The following is a 16,162-nucleotide window of genomic DNA, read 5'->3' on the forward strand; positions in this document are numbered from 1 at the left end:
TAACGACTTGGCAACTTAGTGTCGCGGCGCAAACGGCAAGGAGACGGTTAAATCCGCCATCGGATCGACGGTGCGCGACCGTGCCGTCACCTTGCGCTCAACTGCCAACCCTCTGCGACGAAAGCGGCGGGGTTTCGTTCACCGTCGAGGAGTGATCGGCCGCTCTCGGTGACTTTCACACCGTCGACCGAAACACCGCGTCCCGTGTAGTTCGGGTCGGTGCTGTAACGCCAGCGGAGGCTCACCGACGCGCCTTGGGGCAGCACGCCGCTCGCCTTCCACCAGGCACGGTGTCCGTGTCCGGAGAGCGACGTCACATCTCCGGAGGGTGCACCCGGCCCGGAAACCGAGAGCGCGATCGGTTGCCAGTTCACCCCGTCGGTGGAGGTCTGCAGCTGTAATGGATCAGTGCTTCCCTCGGTGTCCACGAAGGCGTAAAAGGACACGCGCGCTTGATCACTTTGCGTAGTAAACGGACGCGTGCTCAGCGTGGCGGCGCTCGCGTTACCCAGCGTGCTCGTCCACGCGTCCTTCCCGACCTCGGGCTTCACGGCCATGGCCCTGGCCAGCGACGTCGCCCACACCTGGCGCGCGGTGTTGATCGAGCCCCAGTTGCGGCTCGGGTGCACGCGGTTGGTCAGCAGGATCGCGAAGGAGCGCGACTCGGGGTCGATGACCAGCGTCGTCCCGGTGAAACCGGTGTGCCCGGCGGTGACCGGGGACGCCAGCGCGCCCATGTACCAGGGCTGGTCGAGCTCGAAGCCCAGGCCGTGCGCGTCGTCCGGGAACTGCTGGTTGTAGTTGGTCAGCATCATCTGCCGCACCGTGTCCTCGCCGAGGATCCGGTGCCCGCGGTAGCTGCCGCCGTTGAGCATCGTCTGGGCGAGGGTGGCCATGTCGTTCGCGGTGCTGAACACCCCGGCGTGCCCGGCGACGCCGCCGAGCGACCACGCGTTTTCGTCGTGCACGCTGCCGCGCACCATCCCGCGTGGCGGGTTGGCCTCGTACTCCGTCGCGGCCACCCGGTTCAGCTTCGACGCGGGCGGGTTGTACCCGGTGTCGACCATGCCCAGTGGCGCGGTGATCCGGTCGTGGACCACCTTGTCCAGCGTCTGCCCGGTCAGCTTCTCGACGATGAAGCCGAGCGTGAGCAGGTTGATGTCGGAGTAGAGGTAGGTCGTGCCCGGCTTGTTCTTCAGCGGGCTGTCGAGCACCGCCTGCCGGCGCGACGGGATGTCCGGGTAACCGGCCCACAGCGACGGGATCGGGTCGGCGTCGAACCCGGAGACGTGCGTGAGCAGCATCTTGATGGTGATGGCGGCCTTGTCGCCGGTCGCGAACTCCGGGAAGAACTTGCTGACCGGGGTGTCGATGGTGAGCTGACCGCGTTCGACGAGCTGCAGCACGGCGATCGAGGTGAACAGCTTCGAGATCGAAGCCATGTCGAAGATGGTGTCGTTCTTCATGGGCACTTGCTGGGTGGGCGGCAGCTCGGTGCCCGCGGCGTCGGCGTACCGCACCGCGCCGCCGACGGCGTACCGGTCGACGACCACGCCGTCGTGGGCCAGCAGCCCGACCGCGCCGGAGAAGTGCGGGTGCCCGGTGGCGTCCGGCTTCGTCCAGCTCGCGAGGAAGTCCTCGGCGGCCTTGATCGGCGCCGGGTCGAGGTTCACCTCCCGGGGACTCGCGGTGCGCAGCGTCGTCCACGCCGGGGCGAAGCCCTGCTGCGGCCGGTCGAAGCGGCCCGCGTCGTCGTGGTGTCCGGTGATGGCGCTGGCTCCAGAGGTCAACGTGGTCAATGCGACCAGCACTCCGGTGGCCGCGGCGATGACCTTCCTAGCACGCACGAGTGCCCCCTCAGCGGTAGAGCAGGTAGTGGCGACGTCTCTTGTCGAACTCGGCGAGCTCGGCCCGCCAGGCCCCGGTGACCTCGTCGACGCCCGCGCCGGCGTCGACCATGGTCCGGAGCCGGTCGGACCCGGAAAGCTTGTCGATGTAGTTGTCGGGGCGCCACGCGAAGACGTCAGGGTGCAGTGCCTTCGCCGTGACGAGCATGGCGACCGCGGTGCGGATCGCGTCGAAGGCCCTGGGGTCGTCGACGCTGACCTGCACGCCCCCGCAGGTCTGGTTGACGAACTTGCTGAACGTCGGCACGAAGTAGATCTCGCGGAACTTCGCCCCGGGTAACCGCAGGTCTTCGAGCTTCTCGCGCCAGCGCCAGTCGAGCCCGGGCGCGCCGATGATCTCGAACGGCCTGGTCGTGCCGCGGCCTTCGGAGAACACCGTGCCTTCGAACATGCCGGTGCCCGGGTAGACGAGCGCCGTGTCCGGCGTCGGCATGTTCGGGCTCGGCAGCACCCAGTTCAGCCCGGTCTGCGCGAAGAGCGTGTCGCGCTGCCAGCCGCGTACCTGGACGACCTCGAGGCGATCCAGCTTCACGCCTTCGCCGGGGAGGAACTCTTCGGCGTAGAAGCGTGCCAGCTCGCCGACGGTCATGCCGTGCTGCTGGACGATCGGCTTCTTCCCGATCCCCGACGAGAACTTCGGGTCGAGCAGCGGGCCGGCCGCCCGGCCACCGATCGGGTTCGGCCGGTCGAGCACGACGAAGGCGGCCTTGACCTGCGCCGCGGCCACCATCGCCGTGTAGAGCGACCAGATGTAGGTGTAGAAGCGCGCGCCGGCGTCGGCGATGTCGAAGACGACCGTGTCGACGCCCGCCTTGGTGAACAGCGAAGCGAGCTTCGTCGCGTCGGCGCCGTACGCGTCGTACACGGGCACGCCGGTGCGCGGGTCCGTGTAGTCGCCTTCGGAGCCGCCGGCCTGGGCGCTGCCGCGGAAACCGTGCTCGGGCCCGAAGGCCGCGACCGGCCGCACGCCGGCCGCGACCATCGAGTCGACGATGTGGTCGCCGTTCAGCAGGACCCCGGTCGGGTTCGACAGGACGCCGAGCTTGCGGCCCTTGAAGGACCGCCAGCCCTGCGCGGCCAGCTGCTCGGCGCCGGTGAGGACCCTGGTGGGATGCGCTTGGGGCTCGGGCTGGGCCCCGGCGACGGCCGAGCCGCCCGCCAGGAACGGCACCGCGAGCGCGCCCGCGCCAAGGAAGTGACGCCGGTTCAGGTTCACCAGGTCAGCCCGTGGCCGAAGGAGTACTTCACGGTGTTCACGTCGGCCCCGGCGGGGATGTCGACCGGCAGCTTCCCGACCGGCTTCGTCTCGCCGAGGATGACCTTGGCCAAGGCTTCCAGCGTCGGCCCGATGTAGCCGTAGGTCGCCAGCCACGTCTTCACGGTGCTTTGGTAGCCCGCGTCGTACGGGATCTGCGCGGCGACCGCGACGACCGGCTTCCCGGTGGCCTGCAGGGCGTCGAGGAGCTTGGTCTGCAAGGGGAAGCCGCCGATGTTGTTGGTCAGCACGACGACGAGGTCGGCGTTCTTGGCGTTCGCGACCGCCTGCGCGATCTGAGCGTCGGTTGGAGCCTGACCGGTCTGGTACGCCGTCGCGGCCGTGCCGTGGGCGGTCAGCTTCTGCGCGAGCGTCGCGGTCGTCGAGACGCCCCAGCCGGTCACGAGCGCCGTGGCGGGCTTCTGCTTCAGCGGCAGGACGCCGGCGTCGTTGGCGACGGCCGTGATGCCGCGGTCGGCGATGTCCTGCGCCGTCTTGAGGTTCGCCGGCGTGCCGACGGTCTTCATCACCCGGTTCGGGTCGTTGAACGGCGAGAACAGGATGCCGCGTTCGAACTTCAGCTTCAGCACGCGCAGCACGCTCTGGTCGATCCGCTGCATCGGGATCTCACCGGACTTCACGGCGGCGAGCACGGAGTTGACGGCGACGTCGAGGTGCACCGGCATGAGCAGCTGGTCGACGCCGGCTTTGAGCGCGAGGACCGGGATCTCGGCGTCGCTGTGCATCTCGCGAACGCCCTGCATTTCGAGGGAGTCCGTGATGACGACGCCGTTGTAGTGCAGTTCGTTGCGCAGCTTGCCGGTGACGATCGGCTTCGACAGCGTAGCGGGCTCCAGCGACGGGTCGAGGCTGGGGAACTGGATGTGCGCGGTCATGATCGAGTCGATGCCGGCCTTGATGGCGGCCTTGAACGGCGGCACGTCGATGTCGCGCCACTCCTGCTCGGTCCGGTCGATCCGGGGCAGGCCGGTGTGGCTGTCGGTGGCCGCGTCACCGTGGCCGGGGAAGTGCTTGGCGGTCGCCGCGACGGTCTTGGCCGGGAAGTCGGAGTCCTGGTAGCCCTTGACCTCGGCGGTGACGAACTGGCTCGCCAGGCCGGGCTGCCCGGCGAAGGAACGTACGCCGATGACCGGGTTGGCGGGGTTCGAGTTGACGTCCGAATCGGGCGCGAAGTCCTGGTTGATGCCGACGGCACGCAGCTCGTGGCCGAGGATCGTCGCGGCCTTCGTCGCCCTCGCTGTGTCACGCCCGGCGGAGATGGCCATCGAGTTGGGGAACTCGGTGGCCGGCGCGCCCATCCGGGTCACCGTGCCGCCCTCCTGGTCGGCGCCGATCTGCAGCGGGATGTGCGCCCCGCTGCCGATGGCGGCCTTCTGGAGGCCGTTCGACAGTTTCGCGACCTGCACGGGGTCGTCGAAGTTGTCGCGCGAGTCGTTGTTGAAGTAGATGACGCCGCCCAGGTGGTACTTCTGGATCACCTGAGCCGGGGTGTCGACGCCGAAGTCCGTCTGGTTCTTCGGGTTCACTTCGTCGGCCGTCTTGCCGTTCACCCACGTGACGAACAGCTGCCCCACTTTTTGTTCGAGCGTCAGCCCGCGCAACGCCTGCGACGCGGCGGCCTCCGCCTGCGCGTCGACGCTCACCCGCGGTGCACTCGCCGCGGTCGCGACACCCACACCGGTGAGGGCGAGCACCCCCGCGACGGGCAGGGCGAGCGCATGGAACCTCCGATTTCGGGTCGTCACGACCAGCCTCCCAGAAAGTTGCGGGCGCCCGGCGGACGTCAGAAGTCCACTCGGAAGCGCCAGTATCGGGAAGCTACTCACCGAATCCGTCGATGTCCATCGACCGACAGCACCAACGGACCGTTCGTACCCGGATCGGTAAGAAAGTCGCCGTTCGCAAGGTGCGAGAGGGGCCGAACGGGTGGTGGGGCGGTACTTCGCGCCGGGGGACTGCTGTCCACGCGACGGCGTCCCGACCCCGGGCATAAACGAGGCGGCGCCCGTGGCCAAGGGCCAACGGGCGCCGCCTGCAAAGCGCGATCCTCTCGGGCGACCAAGCGTGCAACTCTGGTCGTACCTACATGGACTCGGCGTGTGGCGTCCCACTACGCAGTCCCTAGACGACGAGCCTCCCGCGGCGCGCTGCGCGTGGGTACCCGGAGTCCGCGCACGGAGGTTTGCCGGGGTGGAACAGGCTTCTCTTCTACCTGCTCCCTGGCCGACCGAACGTCCGCACCTACTTTCTACGCCGTGAGCCCGGTCACTTCAAGTGCGCGGACGGGTGCACCGGTACAGAGGCTGGATCGGGTGACACGGGCACCCTGCGCGACGGACACTTCGGGGCTGGGGCAAGCAAAAGCGAGGCCGTACGGCCGTGTGGGTGGCGGCCGGGCGGGCTACCGGGACCGACGGCGACGATTGAGGCCGTACCAGGTCGCTCCGGCGGCCACCGCGCCGACGCCGAGGGCCACCATTCCCGCCGATCGTGTCGGGATCCGGCTGCGCAGCGACATGGGCCGGTCGAAGGCCAGGATCGGCCAGCCGCGGTCGAGGGCCTCGCGCCGCAGCAGCTTGTCCGGGTTGACCGCGTGCGGATGGCCGACGACCTCGAGCAGCGGGATGTCGGTGCTCGAATCGGTGTAGGCGAAGCACTCGGCGAGGTCGTAACCGTGGGTCGCGGCCAGCTGCTTCGCGGCGACGGCCTTGTTGGCGCCGTAGCAGTAGAAGTCGACTTCGCCGGAGTAGCGGCCGTCGACGATCTGCATCCGCGTCGCGACGCTGCGGGTGGCGCCGAGCATTTCCGCCACCGGCGCGACGACCTCCTCGCCGGTCGCCGACAGCACGATGACGTCGTGGCCGTCTTCGCGGTGCCGCGCGATCAGCTCCGCCGCCTCCACGTACACGAGCGGATCGACGACGTCGTGCAGGGTTTCGCGGACGATCGACGAAACCTGCGCGACGTCCCAGCCGGCGCACAGCGCGGAAACCTCGGCCCGCAGCCGTTCGGTCTTGTTCTCGTCGGCGCCGGCGAGGGAGAACACCAGCTGCGCGTAGGCGCTGCGCAACGCGGCGCGACGGTTGATCAATCCTTCTTTCAGCAATGGTTTGCTGAACGCCAGCGCGCTCGAGGAGGCGATGATCGTCTTGTCCAGGTCGAAGAACGCGGCCACCGCGTGCTCCGAGTCTGGCTTCCGGATGCGCGACGGCGCGCTGCTCGGTTCGGCCACGTACCCAGGATAAGAGCTTGATCGCGGCGCGTCCCGTTGATCCGGCACCCGCGTGGCGCGGTAGGCGGAAAATCCATGACAGGAAGGCACTTCCGGCGCGCCATGCCGTTATAAAACTGTATGCGTTGCCCGGCGCGCGAACCGGCCATCGGCGGAGTTACAGTGAGGGAGCCCGGTGTCCAACCGGGCCGGTTCAGTCCGACCCCCCGGGGCTGAACCCACGGCGGCCCCTGTCCCTCCCCCCTGGCAGGGGCCGCCCTCTTAACCTCCCCCTTGCCTTTCGGTTCGTGCGGTCGTTTTGCCTTCCGCTCACCTTTCTCGATTCCGTTTCCCGTCATTTGTTCGGTGCGGCCGAAATCTTCGGGTGCGGGTATTCCCCGCGTTTTCCGCCGCACGTGCGTCGCGGGCGGGGCGCGATCCTGCCACAGCCCACCGACAGAACCGGTCCGCGAGCCGTCCGCGGCCGGCAGTTGTCCACAACACCCCGGTTGTCCACAGCCGGCCGTCCGGCCCGTTGCGCCCCCGAGCCGCCCACCGCGACGGTGGAACCCGGGCCACCACGGCCCGCACCGACGACGGGGGAGGAACACATGACGGGGGAACGACCGATCGTGGTCGCCGCGGACGAAACCGTGCTCGACGAGATCCTGCGGGTGGCCGCGGTGGCGGGCTGCGAGCTCGACCGGGCACCGGACCTGATGGCCGCCCGCGAGCACTGGGCACGCGCCCCACTGGTGGTCCTCGACGAAGAAGCGGCGCGGCTTTCGCCCGTCCTGCCCCGGCGGGCCGGGATCCTCCTGGTCTGCAAGGGCAGCCCGGGCACCCGGACGTGGGAGCACGCGTTCCGCGTCGGCGTCGAGCGCGTGATCTCTTTGCCCGAGGAGGAAAGCGAGCTGGCGGGCGCGTTCGCCGACGTCGTCGAGACCCCGGCGGAGGAAGCCGGCCTGGTGCTCGCCGTGGTCGGCGGCCGGGGCGGCGCGGGCGCGTCCGTCTTCGCCGCGACGCTGGCGCTGGCGGCCGACCGGGATCCGGGCGGCGCACTGCTGGTGGACTGCGATCCCCTCGGTGGCGGTCTGGACCTGTTGCTGGGCCTGGAAAAGACGCCCGGGCCGCGCTGGTCGGAGGTGCGACTGAGCGGCCGCGTCTCGGTGCCGGCGCTGGCGGCGGCGCTCCCGCAACGAAGACATCGCGGCGGCAGCCTGCCGGTGCTGGCCTGCGGCCGGGAGGGTGAAGGCCCGGCGGTCGAATCCCTGTCGGCGGTTCTTTCGGCAGGCCGCCGTTCGGGTCGCACGGTGGTCTGCGACCTCCCGCGCACCTTGGGTGACGCGGCGGCGGAAGCGGTCGCCGTGGCCGACCTGGTGGTGCTGGTGGTGCCGGTGGAGTTCCGCGCCTGCATGGCGGCGAAGCAGGTGCTGCGGTCCCTGTCGGAATTGACGGCCCGCCTGGGCGTGGTCGCGTGTGGACGGTCCAGGGCGGGCGTCTCTCCCGTCCGGACGGCCGGTCTCCTCGGCCCGCCGCTGCTGGCGTCGATGGCTCCGGAGCGGGGCTTACCGGTGGCGATCGAACGCGGCGAGTTCCCGGCCAAGCCGTCCGGTCCGTTGGCGACGGCGGCCGCGGATGTCTTGGCGGTAGCGCGTCGCGAGGCCCGGGCGGCGGCCCGATGAGCGCCCGGCTCCGCCCGCCGGGACCGCCGATCAGGGTGGCCGAGCTCCTGCTGCCCACGGTCCTGACGCTCGCCGGCCGCGGCCCGGTGAGTGCGGAGAGCTTCCTGGCCGTGCTGGCCGGCACCCGCGTGACGGCCCACCACACCCGGGCCAAGGCGGCGAACCCGTGACCACCGACTTCGTGGACCGCGTCCGCAACCGCCTGGCCGGTGACCGCCGCCAGGCCGACCCGGTCGCCGTCGCGACGGCGGTCCGCGCCGAAGCCGGCGGTGCCCTCGGCCACGACGCCGTGCTGGAGGCGGCCCGCCGGGCCCGCGACGAGTTCGTCGGCGCCGGCCCGCTGGCCCCGCTTCTCGAGAACCCGGCGACGACCGACGTGCTCGTCACCAGCCCGGACGAGGTCTGGACGGACGGCCCGGACGGTCTCACCCGCACCGGCATCCGGTTCACCGGCGGCGAAGAAGCCGTCCGCCGCCTGGCCCAGCGTCTCGCGCTCGCGGCCGGCCGACGGCTCGACGACGCACAGCCCTATGTGGACGGCTGGCTGCCCGGCGCCGGTCCGCACGGCCGCATCCGGATCCACGCCGTCCTCCCGCCGGTCGCGGCCGGCGGCACGTGCCTGTCCCTGCGCGTCCTCCGCCCGGCGACGCACGACCTCACGACGCTGCAGGAGCTCGGCGCGTTCGACGCGAACGGCGCGAAGCTGCTGCGGGACGTCGTCTCGCGCCGGATGGCGTTCCTCGTCACCGGCGGCACGGGCGCGGGCAAGACGACGCTCCTGGCCGCGCTGCTAGGCGCGGTCGACCCGGCCGAGCGCATCGTCTGCGTCGAAGATGCCGGTGAGTTGCAGCCCGCACACCCGCAGTTCGTCAGCCTCGTCGCCCGCCCGGCCAATGTGGAGGGTGCGGGCGCGGTGGGCCTGCCGGAGCTGGTCCGCCAGGCGCTGCGCATGCGCCCCGACCGGCTGGTGGTCGGCGAGGTCCGCGGCGCCGAGGTCGGCGCCCTGCTGACGGCGTTGAACACGGGCCACGACGGCGGCGCGTGCACGGTCCACGCGAACTCACCGGCCGAGGTAGCCGCCCGCATCGAGGCACTGGCAGCACTAGGCGGCCTGGGCCGCGAAGCGGTCCACAGCCAGCTGGTAGCAGCGATCCGCGTGGTCCTCCACATGCGACGCGAGCCAGGCGGCCGCCGACGTCTGGCGGAGGTAGGCGTGCTCCGAGCCGAACACGGCCGCGCCCGAGTCGTCCCGGTGTGGCGCACGGGCCGCTGGACGATCGACCGTCACCTGTTCGCCACAACGGGAGCGATCACATGCTGACTCTGCTGCTGGTGCGCATCTCGTTGCTGGTGACCATTTTCCAGCGCCGCGGAAGAAGGCCACGATGATCACCCCATGGGCCCCGCTCTGCATCGGCGCAGCCCTGGCGTGCTGGCCCACACCACCAACCCGGCTCCAAGCGGCGGTCGAGCAACCAGTACCGGTCCGCCTCCCGGACGTATGGGCGGTGGTCCGCTGGCTGCTCCCAGCGGCCCTGGCGGGCTTGCTAGCGGGAGTAGGAGGCGCGATCGCGGCGGGGGTATTGACGCTGGCATGGCGCCAGGAGCGGCAAGCCCACGGCAGGGCAGCAGCGGCCCTGGAAGCAGCGGCCCACACGGCAACGGCATTGCGCACAATGGTGTCCGAGCTGAGGTCCGGCGCCCACCTGGTAACAGCAGCGGAAGCGGCAGCAGAGGTAGTCCCGGCAATATCGGACGACCTCCGAGCATTGGCAACATCAGCCCGCCTAGACGGCAAGCTGCAGGCGCCGGCCCTCCCAGAGCTGGCGGCGGCCTGGACCCTGGGCAAGCGCCACGGCTTGCCAATGGCAGAGGTCTTGAACGCAGCCCGCCGCGACGCGGAAGCAAAGCTGACATTCGCCCGCCGAACCCGAGCAAAACTGGCCGGCCCCCAAGCAAGCGCAGCGGTACTCACCGGCCTACCCGCGCTGTGCATACTGCTCGGCCAGGCAATGGGGGCATCCCCACTGGCGGTGTTGACGGAGAGCGCACCAGGCCAGTTGTTGCTGGTGGTCGGCAGCATCCTGCTCTGGGCAGGAACGGCCTGGTGCCGAGCCCTGACAGGCCAGGCACGAATCCGATGAACCCAACAGCGCTCCTCCTCGTCGCCGCGGCCCTCCTCTCTGGGCCGAGTGACTCCGCCGCAGCGCGGCGCTTCACCTGGCGTGCCCATCGGTCGGATGCGGGTCCGGCGAACGCAACCGCGCTCCTGCTCTCTCCGGCGGGTCCATCGATCGGGGCGAGTCCGGCGACCGCGGCGGCGTTCCAGTTTCCCGGCGGACCCATCGACCAGGGGCGGGTCCGGTGAGCGCTGCGGCAGCCATGTTCTTGTCCGGCGCGCCCATCAGCCGGAGGCGGATCCGATGAACGCAACTTCTCTCTTCCTCTTCGCCGCGGCCCTCCTCACCTGGCCGAGCGACACCGCCGCCGCTCAGCGCTTCACCTGGCTAGCCGGCAGCGCGGCCCCCGAGCCACGCAAGTGGCCCCGAGCAGTCCCACACATCGCGGCCACCCTGGGCGGCGTATCGACGGCAGTGCTCATCGGCGGCCTGCCCGGAATGGTCGTAGGCGCGCTGGTGACCGCCACCGGATGGTGGGCGATCCGCCGCACCCGACGGCCGCGAGTACCCGCCGTCAACCTGGCGGCCAAGCTCCGGCTCGCCGGAACGCTCGATCTCCTCGCGGCGTGCCTCCGGGCCGGACTACCGGTTCCCTCGGCCCTCGACGCGGTGGCCGGCACCGCGCCGGCCGAGGCGGGCGCGGCTCTGTGCTCGACGGCCGGCCTGCTCGCCCTCGGCTCCGGTCCGGAAGATGCCTGGGCTCCGGTGCAGGCCATCCCGGGCCTCGGCGAGCTGGCGGCCGCGGCCATCCGGACGTCCCGTTCGGGCGCGGCCTTCGCCGCGGCCGCCGCCGACCTGGCCGGACGGTTCCGCGAGGAGCTGGCCACCGACGCAGAGGAGCGCGCGGAACGAGCCGGAGTGGCGCTCGCGCTACCGGTCGGCCTGTGTTTTCTGCCGGCCTTCTTCTGCCTGGGCGTGCTGCCGGTCGTCCTCGGCCTGGCCGGCCGCCTCGGCCCGCTCTTCTGACCACGACAAGTACTGAAGGGAAACCCATGCGCGCGTCCCACCGCCGGCCCGGCTCCGACGACGGATCCACCACGGTCGAGTACGCGATCGTCACGGTCGCGGTCGCGGCCTTCGCGGCTGTCCTCTACACCCTCCTCACCGGCGACTCGGTGGTCTCGTGGCTGACGAACCTGGTCATGAAGGCCCTGACGGTGCCGTCGTGAGCCGCAAGGACGAAGGCGCGGTGACGGTCGAAGCGGCACTCGGCCTCGCCGGCCTGACGGTGATGACCGTCCTGCTGCTTGCAGGCGTCACAGCGCTGACAGGCCAGCTGCGCTGCACGGACGCGGCTCGCGAGGCCGCGAGGCTCCTGGCCAGAGGCCAGCCCCACGAGGCCGCGGCAGCGGTCCACGAGATAGCCCCGGCGGGAGCGAACTTCGACATCCACCGGGAAGGCAACGAGATAACGGTCAAGGTGAGCGCCCACCCGGCAGGCGACCTGCTCCCGGCGATCAACTTGCACGCAACGGCGTACGCGGTGGCAGAGCCGGGCACAGAGGCCACCGATGCCGCCGGCTAACCCACGCTCCGGCGCCGGAGGCCAGGCGGACAGTCCCGACAGCGGCGTGGCCACGATCTGGACAGCGATGGCAGTGGCCGCCCTGGCCGGGGTGGCGGTCCTCGGCTGCTGGCTGGGCGCGGCGGTCCTCGCCCGCCACCGTGCGGAGAGCGCCGCCGACCTGGCCGCGCTGGCCGCGGCATCACACGCTGCGGAAGGCCCAGCCCGAGCCTGCGAGCGCGCCAGGTGGATCGCCGACCGGATGGCGGTCAGCCTCCTGACCTGCCGGTGGCAGCGGCTGGACGCTTTCATCGAGGTCCAGGCACCAAGCCTCGGCTTCGCCGGACTGCCAGGGCCCTCGGCGAGGGCTCGCGCCGGACCCACCGGCCGGTCACCATGAGCCCGGCGGCCCGGCGGCCCGGCGCACTCACGCGCCTCCAGGGCTACGACAACCCGGGCGCTGGTTCCCCGAGAACACTTGCGCCCAATGCCGCCTCGCAGCCCTCGGCCTCGGCACACTCGCGCGCCTTCAAGGCCGCGATCATCCGGCCCGGGGCTCCGGACAACACGTGCGTCCAACCCAACCGCCTGGCCGCCGCAGCCCTGACCGACAGCCCGCACGACAACCAGCGCCACCTTCATCACCGCTCACCGGAACACCTCAACCGCCACCCCTCACCACCACCGCCCGGCGGACGCCGACCGGTCGGTATGCCACGGTGACCGGCTGATCCGCCCGGGCGCACGATGAGCGGCCAGTGGTCACGGGCAGCGGTCGGTCGTGCACGGCGAGCGGTCGAAAACCCCGCTCACCTGGGCCGATAGGACGCCCGCCAGCCGCCGAAAGCGTGGCCGACAGCCGGTCTGTCCAGGTCGGCAGCGCGACGAACGGTCCGTGGGCGGCTGCCGTTCACCGTCGATCCGCGCCGCCGGGTTCGGTCGGGCGGTAGGGACTACCGGGCGTTCATCGCCGCGTAACCACCGGTTGTCGCGTGGGGGTTCCGGGCAATGTGCAACTTGCCGTTAAGTGAGATGTGCGACACCGCGACAGGGTTTAACGGGTCGCAGAGAACCTGAACCTAAGGCAGGAAAGACAATGTTGGACGCGAATTGGCCGGACAGCTGGCGCGGCGCCTTCCGCATCGAACTGCGGGCGGAGGCGATCGGTCTCGCCTGGCGTGGCTGGCCGGTGCTCCCGGGGGTCGACCCGGCTCCGCTGGGCGGCGACGACCTCACCTGGCGACGCCCGGTCCCGGCCAGTGACAACTGGCGCGAGCAGATCGGCACCCACGCCCACGAGGTCGCCACCTGGTTCTCCGACCGCACCCACAGCCTGCTCGTCGCGACCGGCACCGTGCTCGACGCCGTCGAGGTCGACGACGAACTCGGCAAGCGCGCCTGCCGTCTGCTGCGCGCCCTCGGTCACCCGGCGCCGATCATCGCGCTGCCGAACGGCCGCTGGCTCTTCCTCACCACCGTCGCCGACCACATCCCGGCCGAGCTGGCGACCCGCTCCTCGATCCAGTGGCACGGCAAGGACAGCTACATCCCGCTGCCCCCGTCGCCGTTCCAGCACGGTGTCGTGCACTGGCGCGTCAAGCCCGAGGTCTGCGGCTGGCAGCTGCCGGACGCCGCCGAGGTGCACGACGTCCTCGTCCGCGCGCTCGCCGGCGAGCAGGTTCCGCAGCTGGTCCACACCACCGCGGCCTGAACCACCGAACCACCGCCGTCGGCCGGTCCCAACCCGGCCGAGGCGGAGCAGGGCACAACTCCATGAACCACCAAAGTGGCCGTACTAGGCACCGTGTTGACGCAACGCCCCGAGCACGGTGTCCAGGACAGCCACTGCACCTGCCTTGTCCAGCGGATCGTTGCCGTTCCCGCACTTCGGCGACTGGACGCAGGACGGGCAGCCCGTCGGGCACTCGCAGGAGACGATCGCCTCCCGCGTAGCGACCAGCCACGGGACAATCGCGGCATAACCGCGTTCGGCGAATCCCGCACCCCCGGGATGGCCGTCATGCACGAACACCGTCGCCTCCCCGGTGTCTTCGTGCCACGCGGTACTCACCCCGCCGATGTCCCATCGGTCGCACGTAGCGAACAGCGGTAGCAGGCCGATCGCCGCGTGCTCGGCGGCATGCAGGGCACCGGGGACCCGTGCCGGAACCAATCCGGCACTCCCCGGTGCCCTGCCACCCTCGTGAACGGGCCCCCGACCGTTCGCCAGGGTTTCCTCTCCGGTCCCCACCGGCCCCGCAGATTCGGTCCCCACCCGATGGCCCCCGGTCCCCGCCTCGCCATCAGCCGAACTGCCCGGGCCGAGCAGCTCCGACGAGAGCGTGTACCAGACAGCCCGCGTACGCAGGCTCTGCTCCGGCAGGTCGAGCGGCGTGTGGTCCAGCACCTCACCCGACGGACGTCGCCGCAGGTAGCCGACCACCTGCGACGTCACCGCCACCTCGCCGAGGCACACGCTCACCCCGCCGAAGTCCTGCTTCTCCTGCGTGCTCAGCACCGCGATGTCCACGATCTCGCGCGGAGTCGTCGTCCAGTCCGGGTTCTCCGCGTGCACCATCGCCAGCCCCTGATCCAGGTCCAGCTCGTCGACCACGTACGACGACCCTTGGTGCAGGTAGACCGCGCCGGGATGGACCGCGAAGCACGCCGACCCCGGGTCGACCGTTCCCAGCATCCGCCCGGAGTCCGACTCGACCACCGCGATCTGCTCGCCGCCCGTCCCGCGGATCCCGACCTCGGCGTGCGGCCGGTCGCGTGACGTCCAGTACCAGCCGCTCGACCGGCGCCGCAGCAACTGCTGCTCCGCCAGTTCGGTCAGCACCTCCTGAGCCGCCGCGCCGCCGAACATCTCCAGCTCCGGGAGCGTCAGTGGTAGCTCGGCCACGGCGCACGCGAGCTGCGGTGCCAGCACGTACGGGTTCGCGGGATCCAGCACCGCCGTCTCCACCGGCCGGTCGAGCAACGCCGCCGGGTGGTGCACCAGGTACGTGTCGAGCGGATCGTCCCGCGCCACGAACACCACCAGCGCCGAGTCGCCGGACCGGCCCGCCCGCCCGGCCTGCTGCCAGAACGACGCGAGCGTGCCCGGGTAGCCGGCCAGCACTACCGCGTCCAGCCCCGCGATGTCGACGCCGAGCTCCAGCGCGTTGGTCGTCGCGACGCCCAGCAGGCGCCCCGACAGCAACGCCGCTTCCAGCGCCCGTCGCTCCTCCGGGAGATAGCCAGACCTATACGCCGCAACAGTTTCCGTCAACGCAGGGTCCACTTCGGACAGTATGCGACGCGCACCCAGCGCGGCCAGCTCCGCGCCCCGCCGCGAGCGGATGAACGCCAGTGACCGCGCGCCTTCGACGACCAGGTCGGCCAGGATCCGTGACGTCTCCGCGCCCGCCGAACGCCGGACCGGCGCGCCGTTCTCCCCGGTCAGCTCCTCCAGCAGCGGCGGCTCCCACAGCACCACAGTGCGGGCGCCGCGCGGAGAGGCGTCGTCGGTCACGGCGGCACAAGGCACGCCCGTCAACCGCGAAGCGAACGAAGCAGGCGAAGCCGTCGTCGCCGACGCGAGCACGAACACCGGCGAAGCGCCGTAGTGCTCGGCAACGCGCCGAAGCCGGCGAAGCAGCAGCGCGACGTGCGAGCCGAAGACGCCGCGATAGCTGTGGCATTCGTCGACGACCACGCAGCTGAGCTGCCGGAAGAACCGCGCCCACCGCCCGTGCTGCGAAAGGATCCCGCGGTGCAGCATGTCCGGGTTGGTGAACACCCAGTTCGCGTGCGCGCGCACCCAGTCGCGCTCGACCATCGGCGTGTCCCCGTCGAACGACGCCGCGCGGACGCCCGGGACGTCCAAAGAGGACACCGACCGCAGCTGGTCCGCCCCCAGCGCCTTCGTCGGTGACAGGTACAGCGCGTTCGCCTTCTCGCCCGCGGCCAGCCGGGACAGCACCGGCAGCTGGTAGGCGAGCGACTTGCCCGACGCCGTGCCGGTCGAAATCACGACGTGACGGCCTTCGTACGCGTGCGCCGCCGCCTCCGCCTGGTGCTCCCAAGGAGCCGAGACGCCGCAGTCACGCAGCGCAGTCACCACGGCCGGATCGGCCCACGACGGCCACTCTGCGTAGCGCGCGTTCCGGCCCGGCAGGTCCGCGACGTGCGTGACCGGATCCTCGCGCGGCGGGATGCCGGCGGTCACCCGCCCCAGCAGCCGCCGCCCCCGTGAGTCTTCCACCAGCCGAGCTTGGCACAGGGGTCCGACAGTTCTCGCCTCCCCGGACGATCCCCAACTGCCCCAACGGATCGGCGATCGAGTGATCGATCAAGTGAGGAGCCTCACAAGGTAACGGAATGTACCGTCACCGGGACGGCGTGAAGACGCTGG

14 protein-coding genes are annotated in these 16,162 nt (G+C 71.0%); 9 read left to right on the forward strand and 5 right to left on the reverse strand.

Annotated features, from left to right (window positions below; genetic code table 11):
- Positions 1-86 precede the first annotated feature (86 nt).
- The 4 genes from ACZ7PG_RS20970 to ACZ7PG_RS20985 all read right to left on the reverse strand — a co-directional run bounded on the left by ACZ7PG_RS20970 (position 87) and on the right by ACZ7PG_RS20985 (position 6,415).
- Positions 87-1,811, reverse strand: a complete 1,725-nt coding sequence (locus ACZ7PG_RS20970; RefSeq protein ID WP_470240824.1) for a serine hydrolase domain-containing protein — start codon at positions 1,809-1,811, stop codon at positions 87-89.
- Positions 1,812-1,857: 46 nt separating this feature from the next.
- Entirely contained in the window at positions 1,858-3,123 is a 1,266-nt protein-coding gene (locus ACZ7PG_RS20975) for an exo-beta-N-acetylmuramidase NamZ family protein (RefSeq protein WP_470240672.1), read from the reverse strand.
- Positions 3,120-4,877: a glycoside hydrolase family 3 protein gene (locus tag ACZ7PG_RS20980; protein WP_470240825.1), complete on the reverse strand. Its 1,758-nt coding sequence runs from the start codon at positions 4,875-4,877 to the stop codon at positions 3,120-3,122. Before ACZ7PG_RS20980 ends, ACZ7PG_RS20975 begins: the two co-directional genes overlap by 4 nt.
- 707 nt (positions 4,878-5,584) lie before the next feature.
- Complete coding sequence (locus ACZ7PG_RS20985) at positions 5,585-6,415, reverse strand: HAD family hydrolase (protein WP_470240673.1); 831 nt, start codon at positions 6,413-6,415, stop codon at positions 5,585-5,587.
- Between the two features lie 590 nt (positions 6,416-7,005).
- Here ACZ7PG_RS20985 and ssd point away from each other — a divergent pair.
- The 9 genes from ssd to ACZ7PG_RS21030 all read left to right on the forward strand — a co-directional run bounded on the left by ssd (position 7,006) and on the right by ACZ7PG_RS21030 (position 13,474).
- A complete protein-coding gene (gene ssd, locus ACZ7PG_RS20990) occupies positions 7,006-8,079 on the forward strand; it encodes a septum site-determining protein Ssd (protein WP_470240674.1) in 1,074 nt (357 codons plus the stop codon).
- A complete protein-coding gene (locus ACZ7PG_RS20995; protein ID WP_470240675.1) occupies positions 8,076-8,249 on the forward strand; it encodes a hypothetical protein in 174 nt (57 codons plus the stop codon). The genes ssd and ACZ7PG_RS20995 overlap by 4 nt, the downstream gene beginning before the upstream one ends.
- The gene (locus tag ACZ7PG_RS21000; RefSeq protein WP_470240676.1) at positions 8,246-9,400 is read left to right on the forward strand and encodes a TadA family conjugal transfer-associated ATPase; all 1,155 of its coding nucleotides are present in this window, start codon (positions 8,246-8,248) and stop codon (positions 9,398-9,400) included. Before ACZ7PG_RS20995 ends, ACZ7PG_RS21000 begins: the two co-directional genes overlap by 4 nt.
- A gap of 64 nt (positions 9,401-9,464) precedes the next feature.
- Positions 9,465-10,223 carry a type II secretion system F family protein gene (locus ACZ7PG_RS21005; protein ID WP_470240677.1) on the forward strand — a complete coding sequence of 253 codons (759 nt, stop codon included), beginning with the start codon at positions 9,465-9,467 and terminating at the stop codon, positions 10,221-10,223.
- Between the two features lie 279 nt (positions 10,224-10,502).
- Entirely contained in the window at positions 10,503-11,225 is a 723-nt protein-coding gene (locus ACZ7PG_RS21010) for a type II secretion system F family protein (RefSeq protein ID WP_470240678.1), read from the forward strand.
- 26 nt (positions 11,226-11,251) lie between these two features.
- The gene (locus ACZ7PG_RS21015) at positions 11,252-11,428 is read left to right on the forward strand and encodes a DUF4244 domain-containing protein (protein ID WP_470240679.1); all 177 of its coding nucleotides are present in this window, start codon (positions 11,252-11,254) and stop codon (positions 11,426-11,428) included.
- Positions 11,429-11,448: 20 nt separating this feature from the next.
- Entirely contained in the window at positions 11,449-11,784 is a 336-nt protein-coding gene (locus ACZ7PG_RS21020; RefSeq protein WP_470240826.1) for a TadE family type IV pilus minor pilin, read from the forward strand.
- Positions 11,771-12,163 (forward strand): Rv3654c family TadE-like protein, encoded by a 393-nt coding sequence (locus ACZ7PG_RS21025; protein WP_470240680.1) that lies wholly within the window; start codon positions 11,771-11,773, stop codon positions 12,161-12,163. Before ACZ7PG_RS21020 ends, ACZ7PG_RS21025 begins: the two co-directional genes overlap by 14 nt.
- A 696-nt stretch (positions 12,164-12,859) precedes the next feature.
- A complete protein-coding gene (locus ACZ7PG_RS21030) occupies positions 12,860-13,474 on the forward strand; it encodes a bifunctional DNA primase/polymerase (protein ID WP_470240681.1) in 615 nt (204 codons plus the stop codon).
- Between the two features lie 84 nt (positions 13,475-13,558).
- On the opposite strand, the gene ACZ7PG_RS21035 is transcribed toward ACZ7PG_RS21030, so the two are convergent.
- Entirely contained in the window at positions 13,559-15,976 is a 2,418-nt protein-coding gene (locus ACZ7PG_RS21035) for a DEAD/DEAH box helicase (RefSeq protein WP_470240827.1), read from the reverse strand.
- Between the last annotated feature and the right edge of the window lie 186 nt (positions 15,977-16,162).

This window comes from Amycolatopsis sp. NPDC114504, assembly GCF_055633595.1.

Excerpts from the sequence above, each read along its gene's own strand:
- ssd (WP_470240674.1), top strand. The coding sequence starts at position 7,006 with ATGACGGGGGAACGACCGATCGTGGTCGCCGCGGACGAAACCGTGCTC.
- ACZ7PG_RS20995 (WP_470240675.1), top strand. The coding sequence starts at position 8,076 with ATGAGCGCCCGGCTCCGCCCGCCGGGACCGCCGATCAGGGTGGCCGAG.
- ACZ7PG_RS21005 (WP_470240677.1), top strand. The coding sequence starts at position 9,465 with ATGATCACCCCATGGGCCCCGCTCTGCATCGGCGCAGCCCTGGCGTGC.
- ACZ7PG_RS21010 (WP_470240678.1), top strand. The coding sequence starts at position 10,503 with ATGAACGCAACTTCTCTCTTCCTCTTCGCCGCGGCCCTCCTCACCTGG.
- ACZ7PG_RS21015 (WP_470240679.1), top strand. The coding sequence starts at position 11,252 with ATGCGCGCGTCCCACCGCCGGCCCGGCTCCGACGACGGATCCACCACG.
- ACZ7PG_RS21025 (WP_470240680.1), top strand. The coding sequence starts at position 11,771 with ATGCCGCCGGCTAACCCACGCTCCGGCGCCGGAGGCCAGGCGGACAGT.
- ACZ7PG_RS21030 (WP_470240681.1), top strand. The coding sequence starts at position 12,860 with ATGTTGGACGCGAATTGGCCGGACAGCTGGCGCGGCGCCTTCCGCATC.